Below are 16,401 nucleotides of genomic sequence, written 5' to 3' on the forward strand. Positions count from 1 at the left end.
GAGCGCTAGCCTGAGCCACCGTGCCAGCGCCCCCTCCGCCGTCGCCGCCGCGCCCGCAGCGGGTGCTCCGGCGGCCCCTCGCGCAGCTCGTCGGGCTGCTCGGCGAGCGGGTCGTCGCGGTTGATGACGGGCTCGACGACGTCGAGGTCACCGGCATCACGCACGACTCCCGCGCGGTCCGTCCCGGCGACCTCTACGCCGCGCTGCCGGGGTCGCACGCCCACGGCGCGCAGTTCGCGCCGGCGGCCGCCTCGGCCGGTGCCGTCGCCGCGCTGACCGACCCCGCCGGCGCCGAGGATTGCCGGGCCGCGGGGCTCGCGGTGCTGGCGGTCGACCTGCCGCGCGCGGTGCTCGGGACTGCGGCCGCCTGGGTCTACGGGGAGCCCGCGCGTGACCTGCTGCTCGTCGGCGTCACCGGCACCAACGGCAAGACGACCACTGCCTACCTGCTGGAGGCCGGGCTGCGCGCGGCCGGCCGGCGCACGGGTCTCATCGGCACGATCGAGACCCGCATCGGCGACGAGGTGCTGCCGAGCGCGCACACCACGCCCGAGGCCACGGACCTGCAGTCGCTGTTCGCGGTGATGCGTGAGCGCGGCGTCGACGCGGTCGCGATGGAGGTGTCGAGCATCGCCCTGGCGATGGGCCGCGTCGACGGGACGGTCTTCGACGTCGCCGGCTTCACGAACTTCTCCCAGGACCACCTCGACTTCCACGCCGACATGGCCGACTACTTCGCCGCGAAGGCGTCGCTGTTCACCAGCCACCGGGCGCGGCGAGGAGTGGTCAACGTCGACGACGCCCACGGCGCGCGGCTGGTCCGGGAGGCCGGCGTCCCGATCGTCACCGTCTCGCCCTCGGGCGACCCCGCCGCCGACTGGCGGGCGAGCGCGGTCGAGCCGAGACCGACCGGGGCGACGGGCTTCCACCTGAGTGGCCCCGACGGAGTCGAGATCGAGGCGCTGGTGCGGCTGCCCGGGCGGTTCAACGTCGACAACGCGCTGCTCGCGATCGCCGCGCTGGCCACCGCCGGGCTCGACCCGGCCGCCGCGGCACGCGGCGTGGCGGAGTGCACGACGGTGCCGGGCCGGATGGAACGCGTGCGCTCCGGTCAGGACTTCCTCGCCGTCGTCGACTACGCGCACACCCCCGACGCCGTCGCGAGCCTGCTCGCGGCTCTTCGCCCGGCGCCGCCGGCCCGGCTGATCGCGGTGCTCGGGTGCGGCGGGGACCGCGACCGGTCCAAGCGCTCGCTCATGGGCGAGGTCGCCGCCCGGGCCGCGGACCTGCTCGTCGTCACCGACGACAACCCGCGCTCCGAGGACCCCGCCGCGGTCCGCGCCGCCGTGCTCGCCGGGGCCCGTGGCGTGCCGCCGGACGTGCGCGGCGAGGTCGTGGAGGTCGCCGACCGGCGCGAGGCCATCGCCGTCGCGGTGCGAGCCGCGCGGGCCGGCGACACGGTCGTCGTGGCGGGCAAGGGACACGAGCAGGGCCAGGAGTACGCCGACCGCACGCTTCCCTTCGACGACCGCGCGGTGCTGCGTGACCTGCTCACGGGGGCGGGAGCCCCTTCGTGATCCGGCTGACGCTGGGAGAGCTCGCGACTCTCGTCGACGGGCGGCTGGCCGGGGCGGCCGCGGACCGCACGGTGACCGCGCCGGTCACCGTCGACTCCCGCGAGGTGACGCCGGGCGGGCTCTTCGCGGCCTACGCCGGTGAGCACGCCGACGGCCACGACTTCGCCGCGGCGGCCGTCGACGCCGGCGCGGTCGCGGTCCTCGGCACCCGGGCCGTCGAGGGCGCGCCGACCGTCGTCGTGGCCGACGTCACCGCCGCGCTGGGCTCGCTCGCCCGCGCCCTGCTCGACCGCCTGCCCGACCTCACCGTCGTCGGGATCACCGGCTCGGCCGGCAAGACCACCACCAAGGACCTGGTCGCCCAGGTGCTCGGCCGCCTCGGGCCGGTGATCGCCCCGCCCGGGTCGTTCAACAACGAGATCGGCCTACCGCTCACCGTTCTGCGCGCCGACGAGACCACGCGACACCTCGTGCTCGAGTACAGCGCCCGCGGCGTCGGCCACATCCGCTACCTCACCGGCATCGCCCCGCCTCGGGTGGCAGCGGTCCTCAACGTCGGCAGCGCCCACCTCGGCGAGTTCGGCAGCCGCGAGGCGATCGCCGAGGCCAAGGGCGAGCTGGTCGAGGCGCTGCCCGCCGACGGCGTCGCCGTCCTGTCCGCCGACGACCCGCTGGTCGCCGGCATGGCGACGCGCACGCGGGCGCCGGTCACGACGTTCGGGGAGGCGGCGACCGCCGACGTCCGCGCCGACGCCGTCGAGCTCGATGCTCTCGCCCGCCCCCGGTTCCGGCTCCACGTCGACGGCGACTCGGCCGACGTCGCGCTGCAGCTGTCCGGCCGGCACATGGTCGCCAACGCCCTCGCCACCGCCGCGGTGGCGCGGCGCTGCGGGATGCCCCTCGGTGACGTTGCCCAGGCGCTGAGCGCGGCGCGACCCGCGAGCCGGTGGCGCATGGAGGTCAGCGACCGCCCCGACGGCGTCACCGTGATCAACGACGCCTACAACGCCAACCCGGAGTCGGCGCGGGCGGCGGTCGATGCGCTCGTGGCGATCGCCGGCGAGTCGCGGCGCAGCTGGGCGGTGCTCGGGCTGATGGCCGAGCTCGGCGAGGCCGCGGCCGAGGCGCACCGCGCCGTCGGTGACCACGCCGCTCGCGCCGGTGTCGACCGGGTGGTTGCGGTGGGCCAGGAAGCCGCCGGCATTCGCACCGGTGCCGGGCCTGCTGCCGTCCTCGTCGACGACGTCGCGGCCGCCGTTCGCCTGCTCCGCCGGGAGCTGCGGCCCGGCGACGTCGTGCTGGTCAAGGCGTCGCGGGCCGCCGGTCTCGAACGCATCGCCGCCGCCCTACTCGCCGACGCCGACGACGGCGCACGGGAGGCCGCCTCGTGAGGAACGTCCTGCTGGCCAGCCTGACGTCGCTGGTCGTGTCGCTGCTGTTCACCCCGGTCGCCATCCGGATCTTCCGGGCCCGCGGCTACGGGCAGCTGATCCGCGACGACGGGCCGACGAGCCACCACACCAAGCGGGGCACCCCGACCATGGGTGGCACGGTCATCATCCTGGCGACGCTGACCGGCTACTTCGTCGCGCACGCGGCGTTCTGGCGCGGCCCGACCGCCTCCGGGCTGCTCGTGCTGTTCCTCATGACCGGCCTCGGCATCGTCGGATTCGTCGACGACTTCATCAAGATCAGCAAGCAGCGCAGCCTCGGCCTCAACAGCAAGGCCAAGTTCCTCGGCCAGGCGATCGTCGCGGTGACCTTCGGCGTGCTCGCCCTGCAGTTCGCCGACCCGGAGGGGCTCGCGCCGGCCTCGGAACACCTGTCGTTCGTCCGCGACTACCACGCCATCACGTTCGGCGCGGCCGGGTTCGTCGTGTGGTCGTTCTTCATGGTCGCGGCAGCCTCCAACGGCGTGAACCTCACCGACGGCCTCGACGGCCTGGCCAGCGGAGCCGCGGTGATGGTCTTCGGCGCCTACGTGATCATCGCCTTCTGGCAGTTCGGCAACGAGTGCGCCCGGGTGGGCCAGCACGCCGGCAACTGCTACCTCGTGCGCGATCCACTCGACCTCGCGCTGGTTGCCGCGGCGGCCATGGGCGCCTGCTTCGGGTTCCTGTGGTGGAACGCCTCGCCGGCGCGCATCTTCATGGGCGACACCGGGTCGCTGGCCCTGGGCGGCACGCTCGCCGGGCTGGCCATGACCACCCGCACCGAGCTGCTGCTGGTCATCCTCGGCGGGCTGTTCGTCATCGAGACGCTGTCGGTGATGATCCAGGTCGCGGCGTTCAAGGGCGTGAAGCGTCGGGTGTTCAACATGGCCCCGATCCACCACCACTTCGAGCTCGCCGGGTGGAACGAGAACACCGTCATCGTGCGGTTCTGGATCATCGCCGGGTTGGCGGTGGCGTTCGGCCTGGGCGTCTTCTACGCGGAGTTCCTGTCGGCCGGCCCGCTGCGATGACCGAGTCCTACGCCGGCCGCGCGATCTGCGTCGCCGGGATCGCCGTCTCCGGCGCGGCCGCGGCGCGGGCCCTGGCCGAGGGCAGCGCGCGGGTGACCGTCGTCGACGAGCGCGACGGCCCCCGCGAGCAGGAGGCGGCCGCGGCGCTCGAACGTCTCGGTGCGAGCGTGCGACTGGGCAAGGGGGCGACCGCTGACCTGCCCGACGGGGTCGAGCTCGTCGTTACCTCGCCCGGCTGGCGGCCGGACGCCCCGCTGCTGCGCGCCGCGCTCGACCGCGGGATCGAGGTCGTCGGCGAGCCGGAGCTGGCCTGGCGGCTGCGGCCGGAACCTCCGCGGACGCCCGACGCGCGCAGGACCGAGTGGCTGGGCGTCACCGGCACCAACGGCAAGACGACGACCGTCGGCATGCTCGCCTCGATCCTGCAGGCGGCGGGTTACCGGACCACCGCGGCCGGCAACGTGGGGGCGCCGCTCGTCGACGCGGTGCTCGCGGATCCGGCCTACGACGTCATCGCCGTCGAGATGTCGAGCTTCCAGCTGCACTGGTCGTCGCAGCTGTCGTTCGACTCCGCGGTCGTGCTCAACCTGGCACCCGACCACCTCGACTGGCACGGGTCGCTCGACGCCTACGCCGCGGCCAAGTCGCGGATCTACCGCGGCAGCCGCGAGCAGCTGTTCAACGCCGACGACCCGGCCACCGAGGCGCTGCTGCCGCCTCGCGGTGACGACCGCTGCGCGCACGGCTTCTCGATCACCAGGCGGGCCGACTTCTGCATCGAGGACGGCGTCCTCGTCGACCGCACGACCAGCGGCCATCAGCTCGCCGCCGTCGACGACATCGCGCTGCCGGGGCCGCACAACCTCGCCAACGCACTCGCGGCCGCGGGGCTGGCCCGGCTGCTGTCGCTGCGGTCCGACTTCGAGGTGCCGCCGGCCGCGGTCCGCGAGGGGCTGCGGGTGTTCCGCCCCGGGGAGCACCGCAACCAGCTCGTCGCGACGGCCGGCGGGGTGGCGTACGTCGACGACTCGAAGGCGACCAACCCGCACGCAGCGGCCGCCAGCCTGTCGGCCTACGACCGCGTCGTCTGGATCGCCGGCGGCCTGCTCAAGGGCGCGGCGGTCGACGAGCTCGTCGCCGCCCACGCGCGCCGGCTGCGCGCCGTGGTGCTGATCGGCCGGGACAGGCCGCAGCTCGCCTCGGCACTGGCGCGACACGCGCCCGATGTGCCGGTCGTCGAGGTCGCCGCGACGGAGACTGGGGCCATGCGGACGGCGGTGCGGACGGCGGCGGGCCTGGCCACGCCGGGCGACACCGTGCTGATGGCGCCGGCCGCGGCGAGCATGGACATGTTCGTCGACTACGCCGACCGCGGCGCGCAGTTCGCGGCAGCCGCCCGTGAGGTTGCCGAGGACCGGGTGCCGTGACGGCGGTCGCAGACACCCCCGCCGCCGCACGGCGGGCCCGCGCCCGGGAGGCCGGTGCGCGGGCGCAGGGCGGCTGGCTCGACCGGCCGCTGACCTCCTACTACCTCGTCGTCGGCAGCGCCTCGCTGCTCGTGGCGCTCGGCCTGATCATGGTCCTGTCGGCGTCGAGCGTGCAGTCCTACGCGTCGAGCGGCTCGTCGTTCTCGATCGTCGCCAAGCAGGCGATGTGGGTCGCGATCGGGCTGCCGATCATGGTGTTCGCGGCGCGGATGCCGGTGCGCTTCTACCGCGCCCTCGGCTACCCCCTCATGATCATCAGCATCGTCGGGCTGATGGCCGTGCTGGTGCCGCACATCGGGGTGACCGTCAACGGCGCGCGACGCTGGATCGACCTGCCGGCCGGCATCCAGATCCAGCCCAGCGAGCCGGCCAAGCTGGCGCTCGTCCTGTGGGGCGCGGACCTGCTGGCGCGCAAGGAGAAGCTGCTCGACGACTGGCGCCACCTGGTGATGCCCCTGGTGCCCGTCAGCCTGCTCCTCGGCGGGCTGCTCATGCTCGAGCCCGACATGGGCACGACGATCGTGCTGATGACCGTGATGCTCGCGCTGCTCTGGGTCGTCGGCGCCCCGGCGCGCATCTTCGGCTTCACGTTCGGCGGGCTGGGCGGCGCGCTCGGCGTGCTCGCGGTCGCCGAGCCCTACCGGCTGGCCCGTCTCACGTCGTTCACCAACCCGTTCGCCGACCCACTCGGCGCCGGCTACCAAGCGGTGCAGGGCATCTACGCCCTCGCCTCCGGCGGCTGGTGGGGGCTCGGCCTGGGCGCCAGCCGGGAGAAGTGGGCCTACCTGCCCAACCAGTACACCGACTACATCTTCGCGATCATCGGCGAGGAGCTAGGGCTCATCGGCGCGTTCGTCGTCCTCCTCCTGTTCGGCCTGCTCGGCTACGGCGGCCTGCGGATCGCCCGGCGGGCCACCGACCGGTTCAGCCAGCTCGCGGCGGCGGCCGTCACCGCGTGGCTGCTCAGCCAGGCGATCGTCAACATCGGCTACGTCGTGGGCGTGCTGCCCGTCACCGGCATCCCGCTGCCGATGGTGTCGTTCGGCGGCTCGGCGATGGTGCCCACGCTGTTCGCGATCGGCATGCTGGCGTCGTTCGCCCGCGCCGAGCCCGGTGCGGCCGAGGCGCTGGCCGCGCGGCCCGGGCTGCTGCGGCGCCGGTCTCGGCGGTAGCCGGCGTGCGCGTCCTGCTGGCCGGCGGTGGTAGCGCCGGGCACGTGTCGCCGTTGCTGGCGCTGGCCGACCGGCTGACCGCTGACGACCCGGCGACCCGGGTGCTGGCCCTGGGCACCGCCAGCGGACTCGAGGCCCGGCTGGTGCCGGGCCGGGGCTACGAGCTGCACGAGATCCCGCGGGTGCCGCTGCCGCGCCGGCCGTCGGTCGATGTGCTGCGGCTGCCCGGCCGGCTGCGCGCCGCCGTGCGCGCCGCTCGCGCCGCGATCGACCGCGTCGATGCCGACGTCGTCGTGGGGTTCGGCGGCTACGTCGCCGCTCCGGCCTACCTCGCCGCCCGGCGCGCCCGGGTCCCCATCGTCGTGCACGAGCAGAACAGCCGCCCCGGCTTCGCCAACCGGCTCGGTGCGCGCCTCACCCGGTGGGTCGCGGTGACGTTCCCCGACACCCCGTTGCCGCACGCCGTGCGCACCGGGCTTCCGCTGCGCCCGGAGATCCTCGCCCTCGACCGGCAGGCCCTGCGCCCCAGCGCCGGCGCCTCGCTCGGACTCGACCCCGCTCGCCGGACTCTGGTCGTCATGGGTGGCTCCCTCGGGGCGCAGCACCTCAACGAGGTGCTGCCCGCCCTGGCGCCGTCCCTCGCGAGCCGCGGCGTCCAGGTGCTACACCTGTGCGGCACCGGCAAGACCGTGGCCGCCCCGCCCCCGGAGTCCGTGGCCACGCCCTACGTCGTACGGGAGTACCTCGACCGGATGGAGCTCGCCTACGCCGTGGCCGACGTCGTGGTCTGCCGCGCCGGCGCCAACACGGTGAGCGAGGTGACCGCGCTCGGCCTCCCAGCGATCTTCGTCCCGCTGCCGGTCGGCAACGGCGAGCAGCGGCTCAACGCCGAACCCGTCGTGCGCGGCGGCGGGGGGCTGCTCGTCGACGACGCGGCGCTCACCCCCGCGTCGCTCGAGGCGCAGCTGCTGCCGCTGCTGGACGACCCCGATCGGCTCGCGGCAATGGGGCGAGCCGCCGCCGGCTTCGGCCGGCGCGACGCCGACCGGCTGCTCGCCGACCTCGTTCGTCGCGCAGCGGCAACGGCCGCGCGCCGTGCCGAGGGGACGGCGACCCCGTGACCGCCGCCGACGCCGCTCCGGTCGTGCCGGCGGCCGAGGAGCTCGGCCGCGTGCACCTCATCGGCATCGGCGGTGCCGGCATGAGCGGCATCGCCCGCATCCTGCTCGGCCGCGGCCTGCCCGTGTCCGGCAGCGACGCGAAGGACTCCCGGGCGCTGACCGCGCTGCGCGCGCTGGGCGCGACCGTGCACGTCGGCCACGACGTCGCGCACCTCGGCGACGCCGACACCGTCGTCGTCTCCAGCGCGATCCGGGCCGGCAATCCCGAGCTCGTCGGCGCGCACGAGCGCGGTCTGCGGGTGCTGCCGCGCGCGGCGGCCCTGGCCGCCGTGATGGCGGGGCGGCAAGCGGTCGCCGTCGCCGGCACCCACGGCAAGACGACGACGACGTCGATGCTGACGGTGGTCCTGCAGCAGGCCGGCGCCGACCCGTCCTACGCGATCGGCGGTGACCTGAACGAACCCGGCTCCAACGCCCACCACGGCACCGGCGAGATCTTCGTCGCCGAGGCCGACGAGAGCGACGGGTCGTTCCTCATGCTCGCGCCGCACCTCGCGGTCGTCACCAACGTCGAGGCCGACCACCTCGACCACTACGGCGACCCCGACGCCTACGCCCGCGCCTTCAGCGACTTCGTCGGGCGCGTCGCGGCCGACGGGGTCCTGGTCGCCTGCGCCGACGACCCCGGCGCCGCCCGGCTGGTCGACGTCGCGCGCGAGCGCGGGTTGCGGCCGGTGACCTACGGCATCGACGCCGACGCCGACGTCCGGCTGGTCGACGTGCAAGCGGTCGACGGCGGCTCCACGTTCGAGCTGGTCGCCTCGGGACGGCGCCTCGGCGCGGTCACCCTCGTCGTACCCGGGCGGCACTACGCCCTCGACGCCGGCGCCGCGATCACCGCGGCGCTCGAGCTGGGGGTGCCGTTCGAGCCCATCCGGCAGGGCCTCGGCGGGTTCCGCGGCGCCCGGCGCAGGTTCGAGCCGAAGGGCGAGCGCGACGGCGTGCGGGTCTACGACAGCTACGCGCACCACCCGACCGAGATCGCCGCGGACCTGCGGGCCGCCCGCGAGGTGGCCGGCGCCGGCCGCGTGGTCGTCGCCTTCCAGCCGCACCTCTACAGCCGCACCCAGGCCTTCGCCGCCGAGCTGGGGGAGGCGCTCGGCCTGGCCGACGAGGTCGTGGTCATGGACGTCTACGCCGCCCGCGAGGACCCAGTGCCCGGGGTGACCGGCGCGATCGTCGCCGCCGCCGTGCCGTTGCCCGCGGAGCGCGTCTGCTACGAGCCGTCCTGGTCGGCGGTCGCCGAGCGGCTGGCCGACCGGGCCGCGCCCGGCGACCTGCTGCTGACCCTGGGCGCGGGCGACGTGACGATGATCGGCCCGGAGGTTCTCGACGTGCTGGCCCGGCGGGCCGCCGACGGGGGGCGGCCCTGAGCCCCGGCGCCCGTCCCGTGATCGTCCCCGCCGCCCGGCGCTTCAGCACACGCGCCGATCACCGCCGCCGTCGCCGTCTCGTGCTCGGCGCCACCGTCGTCACCGTCGCCGCGCTCGGTGCCTGGGTCCTGCTCTGGTCGGGGCTGCTCGCGGTGCGCCACATCACCGTCGACGGGGTCTCGCGGCTCACCGCGCGGGAGGTCAGGGCTGTCGCGGACGTCCACCGCGACGAGCCGATGATCACGGTGGACACCCGGGCGGTCGAACGGCGCATCGCGCGCCTCGGACCCGTGGCATCCGTGCAGGTGCTGCGGTCCTGGCCGTCCACGCTGCGCATCGAGGTGACCGAGCGGCAGCCGGTCGCGGTGCTGGTGCCCCCCGGCGGTGGTCCCGACCGGCTGGTCGATCGCACCGGCACGGCCTTCGCCACCGTCACGCCCCGCCCGCTGCTGCTCACCCCGGTGCGCACCGCCGCGCCGGTGCCGGGGGAGGGAGCTGCCGCGGTCCGGGCGGCCGTGCGGGTCCTGGCGACCCTGCCCGACGGCGTACGCCGTGACGTCGTGGCCGTCAACGCGCCCTCGCCCGCCGGCATCACCCTGCAGCTGGCCGGCGGGGTGCAGGTGGTCTGGGGGGACGACAGCCACGGTGCCCGCAAGGCGGCGGTGCTGGCCGCCCTGCTCGCCGCGCCGGTGCCGCCCGGGGGACACCGGCCGACGGTCTACGACGTCAGCACGCCGGGCGTCGCGGTCACCCGCTGACGTGACCCGACCGAGCGCATTTTCGCGACACGCACGCGAGAATCGGCGCACCGGCTTGACCCGTCCTCGGTGCGCGCCTACTGTCCGCTGCAGCCTTCAGCTTGACATAACTATAAGCGTCTAGTTGAGGGTGAGGGTTGCGAGCGGCGGCGCACCACCGCCGTCCGCACCCACCCGCTGGGCCGGTGGCTGCTTCCCCGAGTCGCCGGCGCCTGCGGCAGACTTCCCCACACCGTCCACTCCGGTGACGCGCGCGCCCGGGCGTTACCGGCCTACCAGCCAGGGAAGGCCCGCGCACGTGGCAGCTCCGCAGAACTACCTCGCGGTCATCAAGGTCGTCGGCATCGGGGGAGGTGGCGTCAACGCCGTCAACCGGATGATCGAAGCCGGTCTCAAGGGCGTCGAGTTCATCGCCGTCAACACCGATGCCCAGGCGCTGCTGATGAGCGACGCCGACGTGAAGCTCGACATCGGTCGCGAGCTGACCCGGGGTCTGGGCGCGGGCGCGGACCCGGCGATCGGCCGCAAGGCCTCCGAGGACCACCGCGAGGAGATCGAGGAGGTGCTCAAGGGCGCCGACATGGTCTTCGTGACCGCCGGCGAGGGCGGCGGCACGGGCACCGGCGGCGCGCCGGTCGTCGCCAACATGGCCAAGTCGCTCGGCGCGCTCACCATCGGCGTCGTCACCCGGCCCTTCTCGTTCGAGGGCCGCCGGCGCGCCGGGCAGGCCGACACCGGCATCGAGGAGCTGCGCGACGAGGTCGACACCCTCATCGTCATCCCCAACGACCGGCTGCTGTCGATCAGCGACCGCCAGGTCAGCGTGCTCGACGCCTTCCGCAGCGCCGACCAGGTGCTGCTCTCCGGCGTCCAGGGCATCACCGACCTCATCACGACGCCCGGCCTCATCAACCTCGACTTCGCCGACGTGAAGTCCGTGCTGACCAACGCCGGCTCGGCACTGATGGGCATCGGTTCGGCGCGCGGAGAGGACCGCGCGGTCGTCGCCGCCGAGATGGCGATCGCCAGCCCGCTGCTCGAGGCCAGCATCGAGGGCGCCCACGGCGTCCTCATGAACGTCTCCGGCGGCTCCGACCTCGGCCTCTTCGAGATCAACGAGGCGGCGCAGCTGGTCGCCGACTCGGCCCACCCCGACGCCAACATCATCTTCGGCGCGGTCATCGACGACGCCCTCGGCGACGAGGTGCGCGTGACGGTGATCGCCGCCGGCTTCGACGGCGGCATGCCGAAGGCCCGCCGCGAGACGTCGTCACGCCGGCCGCAGGTCACCGACGAGCAGCGGCGCACGGTCGATCTCGCCGCCGCCGAGCGCGGAGGCCAGGAGCCGGCTGCCGCGCCGGCCGCTGCTCCCGCGGCTCCCGAGCCGGCCGTGGCGGAGGAGCCGGCGCGTCGGCCCGCCCCCGCCCCCGAGCGGCCGCGTCGCACGATCGTCTTCGACGACAACGACGACCTCGACGTCCCCGACTTCCTGAAGTAGGACCCTGGGGCGTGTTCGCCCACCGGGAGATCCGCGACGGTGTCGGCGCGGCGGTCACCGACCGGCACGGCGGCACCAGCACCCCGCCGTACGACGGGTTCAACCTCGCCGACCACGTCGGCGACGACCCGGCCGCGGTCGCCGCGAACCGGCGGCTCCTCGCCGTCGCTCTCGACGCCCGGCCGCTCCCCGTCGTCACGATGCAGCAGGTGCACGGGGCCGACGTCGACGTCGTCGACCGCGTCCCGGCCACACCACCGGTCGCCGACGCGCTGGTCACCCGACATCGCGGGCTCGCCCTCGCCGTGCTCGTGGCCGACTGCACGCCGGTCCTGCTCTGGGACCGCAACGCCGGCGTGGTCGCCGCCGTGCACGCCGGTCGCAAGGGCCTGGCCGCCGGCGTCCTGCCGGCCGCCGTCGCCGCCATGACCGATCTGGGGGCACGGCCCGAACGCATCGACGCGCTGCTCGGCCCCGGCATCTGCGCCGCCCACTACGAGGTCCCGGCGCAGATGCGCGACGAGGTCGAGACGGCCGCCCCCGGTTCCGCAGCCACGACGCCCGACGGCCGGTCCGCCCTCGACATCCGGGCCGGCCTGGCCGGCCAGCTCGCGCAGTGCGGCCTGCGCGCGTGGGCGGTCAGCCCCGCGTGCACGGCCGAGTCGCCGCGGCTCTACTCGCACCGCCGCGACGGGCCGCGCACCGGCCGGTTCGCCGGCGTCGTGTGGTTGCAGCCGTGACCAGGCGCGAGGCCATCGCCGCCAACCTCGCCCGCGTCCGGCAGCGGGTCGCCGAGGCCTGTGCGGCCGCGGGTCGCGACCCCGCAGAGGTGACGATCGTCGCGGTCACCAAGACGTTCCCGGCCGCGGACGTCCGGCTGCTCGCCGACCTCGGCGTGCTCGACGTCGGCGAGAACCGCGACCAGGAGGCCGCGCCGAAGGCACACGAGCTCGCCGACCTCCCGCTGCGTTGGCACTTCGTCGGGCAGCTGCAGACCAACAAGTGCCGATCGGTCGCGGGCTACGCCCACCTCGTGCACTCCGTCGACCGACCGCGCCTGGTCGCGTCACTGTCCGCCGCCGTGTCGGCGGGACACCGGCTCGGCTGCCTCGTGCAGGTCGCGCTCGACGACGACCCGGATCGGGGCGGCGCCCGCGCGGCTGACGTTCCGTCGCTCGCCGACGCGGTGGCCGCGGCGCCGGGTCTCGAGCTGCGGGGCGTCATGGCGGTGGCCCCGCTCGGCGCCGACCCGCGCCGGGCGTTCGCGCGGCTGGCCGAGGTGGCCTCCGGCGTACGCCGGCAGCACCCGGGCGCCGCGATCGTCTCCGCCGGCATGAGCGGCGACCTGGAAGCGGCGATCGCCGCCGGCGCGACACACGTACGTGTCGGTACGGCGTTGCTCGGGGATCGGGGGCGTCAGGTCCGGTAGTGTCAGCGCGCAGAAATCCACGACCTGGCGGAGGACGGACGACGATGGCCGGCGCGATGCGCAAGATGGCGGTCTACCTCGGTCTCGTCGAGGACGAGGAGCACGCCGGGCAGGACTACGACTACGGCTACGAGGGCTACGACAGCGGCTACGGCGAGGCCTACGAGGAGCGGGAGGCACCTGTGCTGAGGCACCCGGCGGCCGACCAGACCCGGGTCAGCGCGCGGCCGGAGGCCCCGTCGGGCGCGGTGCGTTACAGCCCGCCGCAGGCCCGGGGGCCGGCCGCTGAGCCGGCCGACATCTACCGCATCACGACCCTGCACCCCCGCACCTACAACGAGGCGCGGACGATCGGCGAGCACTTCCGCGAAGGCACCCCGGTGATCATGAATCTCACCGAGATGGACGACACCGACGCCAAGCGGTTGGTCGACTTCGCGGCGGGGCTGATCTTCGGGTTGCGCGGCAGCATCGAGCGGGTGACCAACAAGGTCTTCCTGCTGACGCCCGCCAACGTCGAGATCACCGCCGAGGACAAGTCCCGCATCGCCGAAGGTGGCTTCTTCAACCAGAGCTAGTGCTGGGGGGAGCCACGAGATGATCGTCTACACGGCCGTGCGAGCGGCCCTCGGCCTGTTCCTCGTGTTCCTGCTCTTCCGGCTGGTCATGGAGTGGGTCTTCGTCTTCGCCCGCGACTACCGGCCGCGGGGGTTCATGGCGATGGCGCTCGAGGTCGCCTACACGGTCACCGACCCGCCCTACCGGCTGCTGCGCCGGGCGATCCCGCCGCTGCGGCTCGGGTCGTTCGGCATCGACATCGCCTTCACCGTGCTGCTGCTGATCGTGATCATCCTGCTGTCGGTGATCCCATGACCCGCGCCGCGCGCCCGATCCCGTCGTCTCCCCACCCTTCCGAGAACGAGGTGCTCCTATGCCGCTGACGCCCGAGGACGTGCAGAACAAGCGGTTCACGGTCACCCGCTTCCGGCCCGGTTACGACGAGGAAGAGGTCGACGCCTTCCTCGACGAGATCGTCAGCGAGCTGCAGCGGCTGACCGCGCTGAGCGCCGGGTCCGCCCCCGCAGCCCCGCCGGCACCGGCTCCCGCCGCCCCGGCGCCCCAGCCGGCCGCCCCGCCGGCACCGGCACCCGCCCGGCCCGAGGAGGGTCAGGAGGCCGCGCTGCGCACCTTGCTGCTCGCGCAGAAGACCGCCGACGAAGCGGTCGCCCAGGCGCGGTCCGAGGCCGAGCAGATCGTGTCCGAGGCGAAGCAACGCGCCGGCGACCTCGAGCGGCAGGCCCAGGAGCAGCACGCCGCGCGGGTGTCCGCGCTGTCGCGCGAGCGCCAGCAGCTCGAGGCCCAGGTCGAGGGCCTGCGCGGGTTCGAGCAGGAGTTCCGTACCCGGCTGCGCAGCTACCTCGAAAGCCAGCTCCGCGACCTGCAGGCCGCACCTCCGCTCGCTCCACCCGCCCCCCCGGGGGCGGCCCCTCGGCCGGGCGGCCCGACCGCGGGTGGTCCGGCTTCGGGCGGCCCGGCCGGCTCCGGCCAGCCGGCCGGGGGCGCGGGCACGCCCGGCCTGGCCCCGCCCGGCGGGGGAGGGCCGAACGTCCCGCAAGGACCGCCTCCGCCCGGTCCCGGACCGGTGCCGGCCCGCGGCACCCGACCGGGCGTGCCGACGCTCGAGGAGGACCTCGCTCCCGGTGCCGACGTCGCCGACGGCCCGCCTCGCGAGGCCTCGTCCGACGTCGACGACCGCGGTCGCTACGGTCGGGAGGGCTGAGCCCCCGCAAGGCCGGCGCGACGGTCGTCACCGACCCGTCTCCTGCCGTTTGGTGTCGGGGGCCGGCGGCTGGCCGATTACTATTCCGGCGCGTGTACGCCGGTGCACGCCCGACAGCGACTTTTCACCGATAGGCAGGAGTTGACGTGATCGTCATCAGCGGGGCCCTGGTCATTGTTGCCCTCGGGCTCCTCATCGCTGGGCTCGTGGTGTCCAGCGGGCTGGTGCTGGTCTACGCGTCGATCGGTGTCAGCGTGCTGTCGGCGGTGTTCCTGTTCCTCGGCGTACGCCAGCGTCGTGGCGACGACGACGGCGCGCGGGTCGCAGCGACACCGGGTCTGGCCGCGGCCGGCGCCGCCCCTGCGGTCGCCGCGGCTCCCGCCGCTCCCGCCGCGGCTCCGGCCTCGTCGGACGAGGGCGTGCGGACGGTCCCGCCGCGCCAGCCGGCCGCGCCGGTGCCCGTCGGCGCCGACCCGGTGGCAGCCGAGCCGGCACCGGTCAGCGCGTCGCAACCCGGTGAAGCCGCCGCCGGTGAGGTGTTCGTCGTGCCGGGGCGTCCGCGCTACCACGCGGCCGGCTGCCGCTACCTGAGCGGGCGCGAGACCGAGACCCGGTCGGTCGCGGAGGCCCAGGCCGAAGGCTTCGCCGCCTGCGGGGTCTGCCGCCCCGACGAGGCATCCTCGGTCGCGTCGCCGGCCGCCGAGCCCGCCGCGCCGGCTCCCGTTCCTGCTGCTCCGCGCCGCCGGGCGCCGCAGACCCGCACCGCGCAGGTCGACAGCGCCGAGGCGGTGGCCGCACGTCAGGCGACCCCCGACGACGACGAGCCGCAGACCGCGCCCGCGCGCGCGGTCGACGCAGCGGCGCCGGCGCCCGCCCGCAGTCGCGGCGAGACGGTCGTCGTGATCCCCGAGCGCGGGCGCTACCACCGGCCGGAGTGCCGCTACGTGCGTGGCGTCGAGGGTGCCCGTGAGATGACCAAGACGGGCGCCCGCCGCCAGGGGTACTCCGCCTGCGGAGTCTGCAAGCCCTAGCCGACTCCTGACCTTCGCCTGGCTGCGTTCTCGTCGCCTTGCGTGCCCTCCGGGCACGCGGCGGCTCCTGCGGCCTTGCCATGCTCGGTCAGGACCCGGTCGGGCCGACTCCTGCGGCCTTGGCGGGCTCGGCGAAGGCCGCCCCAGGGGAACGGCGTCAGCCGCGGTGGCGGCTGTGGAACGGGTCGCGCCGGGGAGCCTCGGCCAGCTGGACGCGGTCACCCTCGACGGTCAGGCCGGTCAGGCCGAGCACGCGGCCGAGGATCGACGCGGTCGTCTCGCCGCGGGCGACGCCGTCCTGCGTGACCATGGCGCGGTAGATCATCGTCCAGTGCTTGACCGGGGTGTCGTAGGTCCAGTCGACGGAGCCGAGGTGGACCGCCGACCCCTTCAACCCGCCGGGGCCGTCGAACGGCGCGCTCCAGACCTGCACGCCCGCGGGGCCCGCGGCGAAGCAGCCGCCGCGGCCGACGTCCTCGCGGTCCGCGGCCTCCAGCAGCGCCCGGGCCTGCCGCTCGGGCAGCACCAGGGCCGGGCGCACCGCGCTGGTCAGCGCGGGCACCGCCACCGCGTGGGGCACGAGACGCACGGGCGTCGTCGGCTCCCGAAGCAGCGTCAGGGACATGTGCACCTCCACACTCGCCCGGCTGC

At 75.0% G+C, this 16,401-nt stretch carries 16 protein-coding genes; 15 read left to right on the plus strand and 1 reads right to left on the minus strand.

All coding sequences use genetic code 11. The features are described from left to right. The first annotated feature begins 20 nt into the window (after positions 1-20). The 15 genes from VFJ21_05560 (at position 21) to VFJ21_05630 (ending at position 15,750) form a co-directional block, all read left to right on the plus strand. On the plus strand, positions 21-1,577 hold the full coding sequence (locus VFJ21_05560; GenBank protein ID HET7406590.1) for a UDP-N-acetylmuramoyl-L-alanyl-D-glutamate--2,6-diaminopimelate ligase: 1,557 nt from the start codon (positions 21-23) through the stop codon (positions 1,575-1,577). Further along, positions 1,574-2,968, plus strand: coding sequence for a UDP-N-acetylmuramoyl-tripeptide--D-alanyl-D-alanine ligase (gene murF / locus VFJ21_05565; protein ID HET7406591.1), 1,395 nt, complete (start codon positions 1,574-1,576; stop codon positions 2,966-2,968). The genes VFJ21_05560 and murF overlap by 4 nt, the downstream gene beginning before the upstream one ends. Further along, positions 2,965-4,041, plus strand: coding sequence for a phospho-N-acetylmuramoyl-pentapeptide-transferase (gene mraY, locus VFJ21_05570; GenBank protein ID HET7406592.1), 1,077 nt, complete (start codon positions 2,965-2,967; stop codon positions 4,039-4,041). The genes murF and mraY overlap by 4 nt, the downstream gene beginning before the upstream one ends. Further along, positions 4,038-5,468: a UDP-N-acetylmuramoyl-L-alanine--D-glutamate ligase gene (murD, locus tag VFJ21_05575; protein HET7406593.1), complete on the plus strand. Its 1,431-nt coding sequence runs from the start codon at positions 4,038-4,040 to the stop codon at positions 5,466-5,468. The genes mraY and murD overlap by 4 nt, the downstream gene beginning before the upstream one ends. Next, positions 5,465-6,700 carry a putative lipid II flippase FtsW gene (gene ftsW / locus VFJ21_05580; protein HET7406594.1) on the plus strand — a complete coding sequence of 412 codons (1,236 nt, stop codon included), beginning with the start codon at positions 5,465-5,467 and terminating at the stop codon, positions 6,698-6,700. Before murD ends, ftsW begins: the two co-directional genes overlap by 4 nt. Positions 6,701-6,705: 5 nt before the next feature. Next, positions 6,706-7,821: an undecaprenyldiphospho-muramoylpentapeptide beta-N-acetylglucosaminyltransferase gene (gene murG / locus VFJ21_05585; protein ID HET7406595.1), complete on the plus strand. Its 1,116-nt coding sequence runs from the start codon at positions 6,706-6,708 to the stop codon at positions 7,819-7,821. After that, positions 7,818-9,254 carry a UDP-N-acetylmuramate--L-alanine ligase gene (gene murC, locus VFJ21_05590; GenBank protein ID HET7406596.1) on the plus strand — a complete coding sequence of 479 codons (1,437 nt, stop codon included), beginning with the start codon at positions 7,818-7,820 and terminating at the stop codon, positions 9,252-9,254. The genes murG and murC overlap by 4 nt, the downstream gene beginning before the upstream one ends. A gap of 80 nt (positions 9,255-9,334) precedes the next feature. Further along, on the plus strand, positions 9,335-10,012 hold the full coding sequence (locus tag VFJ21_05595) for an FtsQ-type POTRA domain-containing protein (GenBank protein HET7406597.1): 678 nt from the start codon (positions 9,335-9,337) through the stop codon (positions 10,010-10,012). A 298-nt stretch (positions 10,013-10,310) separates the two neighbouring features. Next, the gene (gene ftsZ / locus VFJ21_05600) at positions 10,311-11,510 is read left to right on the plus strand and encodes a cell division protein FtsZ (protein ID HET7406598.1); all 1,200 of its coding nucleotides are present in this window, start codon (positions 10,311-10,313) and stop codon (positions 11,508-11,510) included. Between the two features lie 11 nt (positions 11,511-11,521). Beyond that, entirely contained in the window at positions 11,522-12,250 is a 729-nt protein-coding gene (gene pgeF, locus VFJ21_05605) for a peptidoglycan editing factor PgeF (GenBank protein ID HET7406599.1), read from the plus strand. After that, positions 12,247-12,939 carry a YggS family pyridoxal phosphate-dependent enzyme gene (locus VFJ21_05610; protein HET7406600.1) on the plus strand — a complete coding sequence of 231 codons (693 nt, stop codon included), beginning with the start codon at positions 12,247-12,249 and terminating at the stop codon, positions 12,937-12,939. The genes pgeF and VFJ21_05610 overlap by 4 nt, the downstream gene beginning before the upstream one ends. A gap of 44 nt (positions 12,940-12,983) precedes the next feature. After that, positions 12,984-13,517, plus strand: a complete 534-nt coding sequence (locus tag VFJ21_05615; protein ID HET7406601.1) for a cell division protein SepF — start codon at positions 12,984-12,986, stop codon at positions 13,515-13,517. Between the two features lie 19 nt (positions 13,518-13,536). Next, positions 13,537-13,812, plus strand: a complete 276-nt coding sequence (locus VFJ21_05620; protein HET7406602.1) for a YggT family protein — start codon at positions 13,537-13,539, stop codon at positions 13,810-13,812. 58 nt (positions 13,813-13,870) lie between these two features. Then, positions 13,871-14,719, plus strand: coding sequence for a DivIVA domain-containing protein (locus VFJ21_05625; GenBank protein ID HET7406603.1), 849 nt, complete (start codon positions 13,871-13,873; stop codon positions 14,717-14,719). 146 nt (positions 14,720-14,865) lie between these two features. Further along, positions 14,866-15,750: a hypothetical protein gene (locus VFJ21_05630; protein ID HET7406604.1), complete on the plus strand. Its 885-nt coding sequence runs from the start codon at positions 14,866-14,868 to the stop codon at positions 15,748-15,750. Between the two features lie 157 nt (positions 15,751-15,907). Here VFJ21_05630 and VFJ21_05635 read toward each other — a convergent pair whose 3' ends face one another. Further along, the gene (locus VFJ21_05635) at positions 15,908-16,375 is read right to left on the minus strand and encodes a hypothetical protein (GenBank protein ID HET7406605.1); all 468 of its coding nucleotides are present in this window, start codon (positions 16,373-16,375) and stop codon (positions 15,908-15,910) included. Positions 16,376-16,401: the final 26 nt, after the last annotated feature.

The organism is Mycobacteriales bacterium (assembly GCA_035690485.1).
Lineage (GTDB): Bacteria > Actinomycetota > Actinomycetes > JAFAQI01 > DASSKL01 > DASSKL01.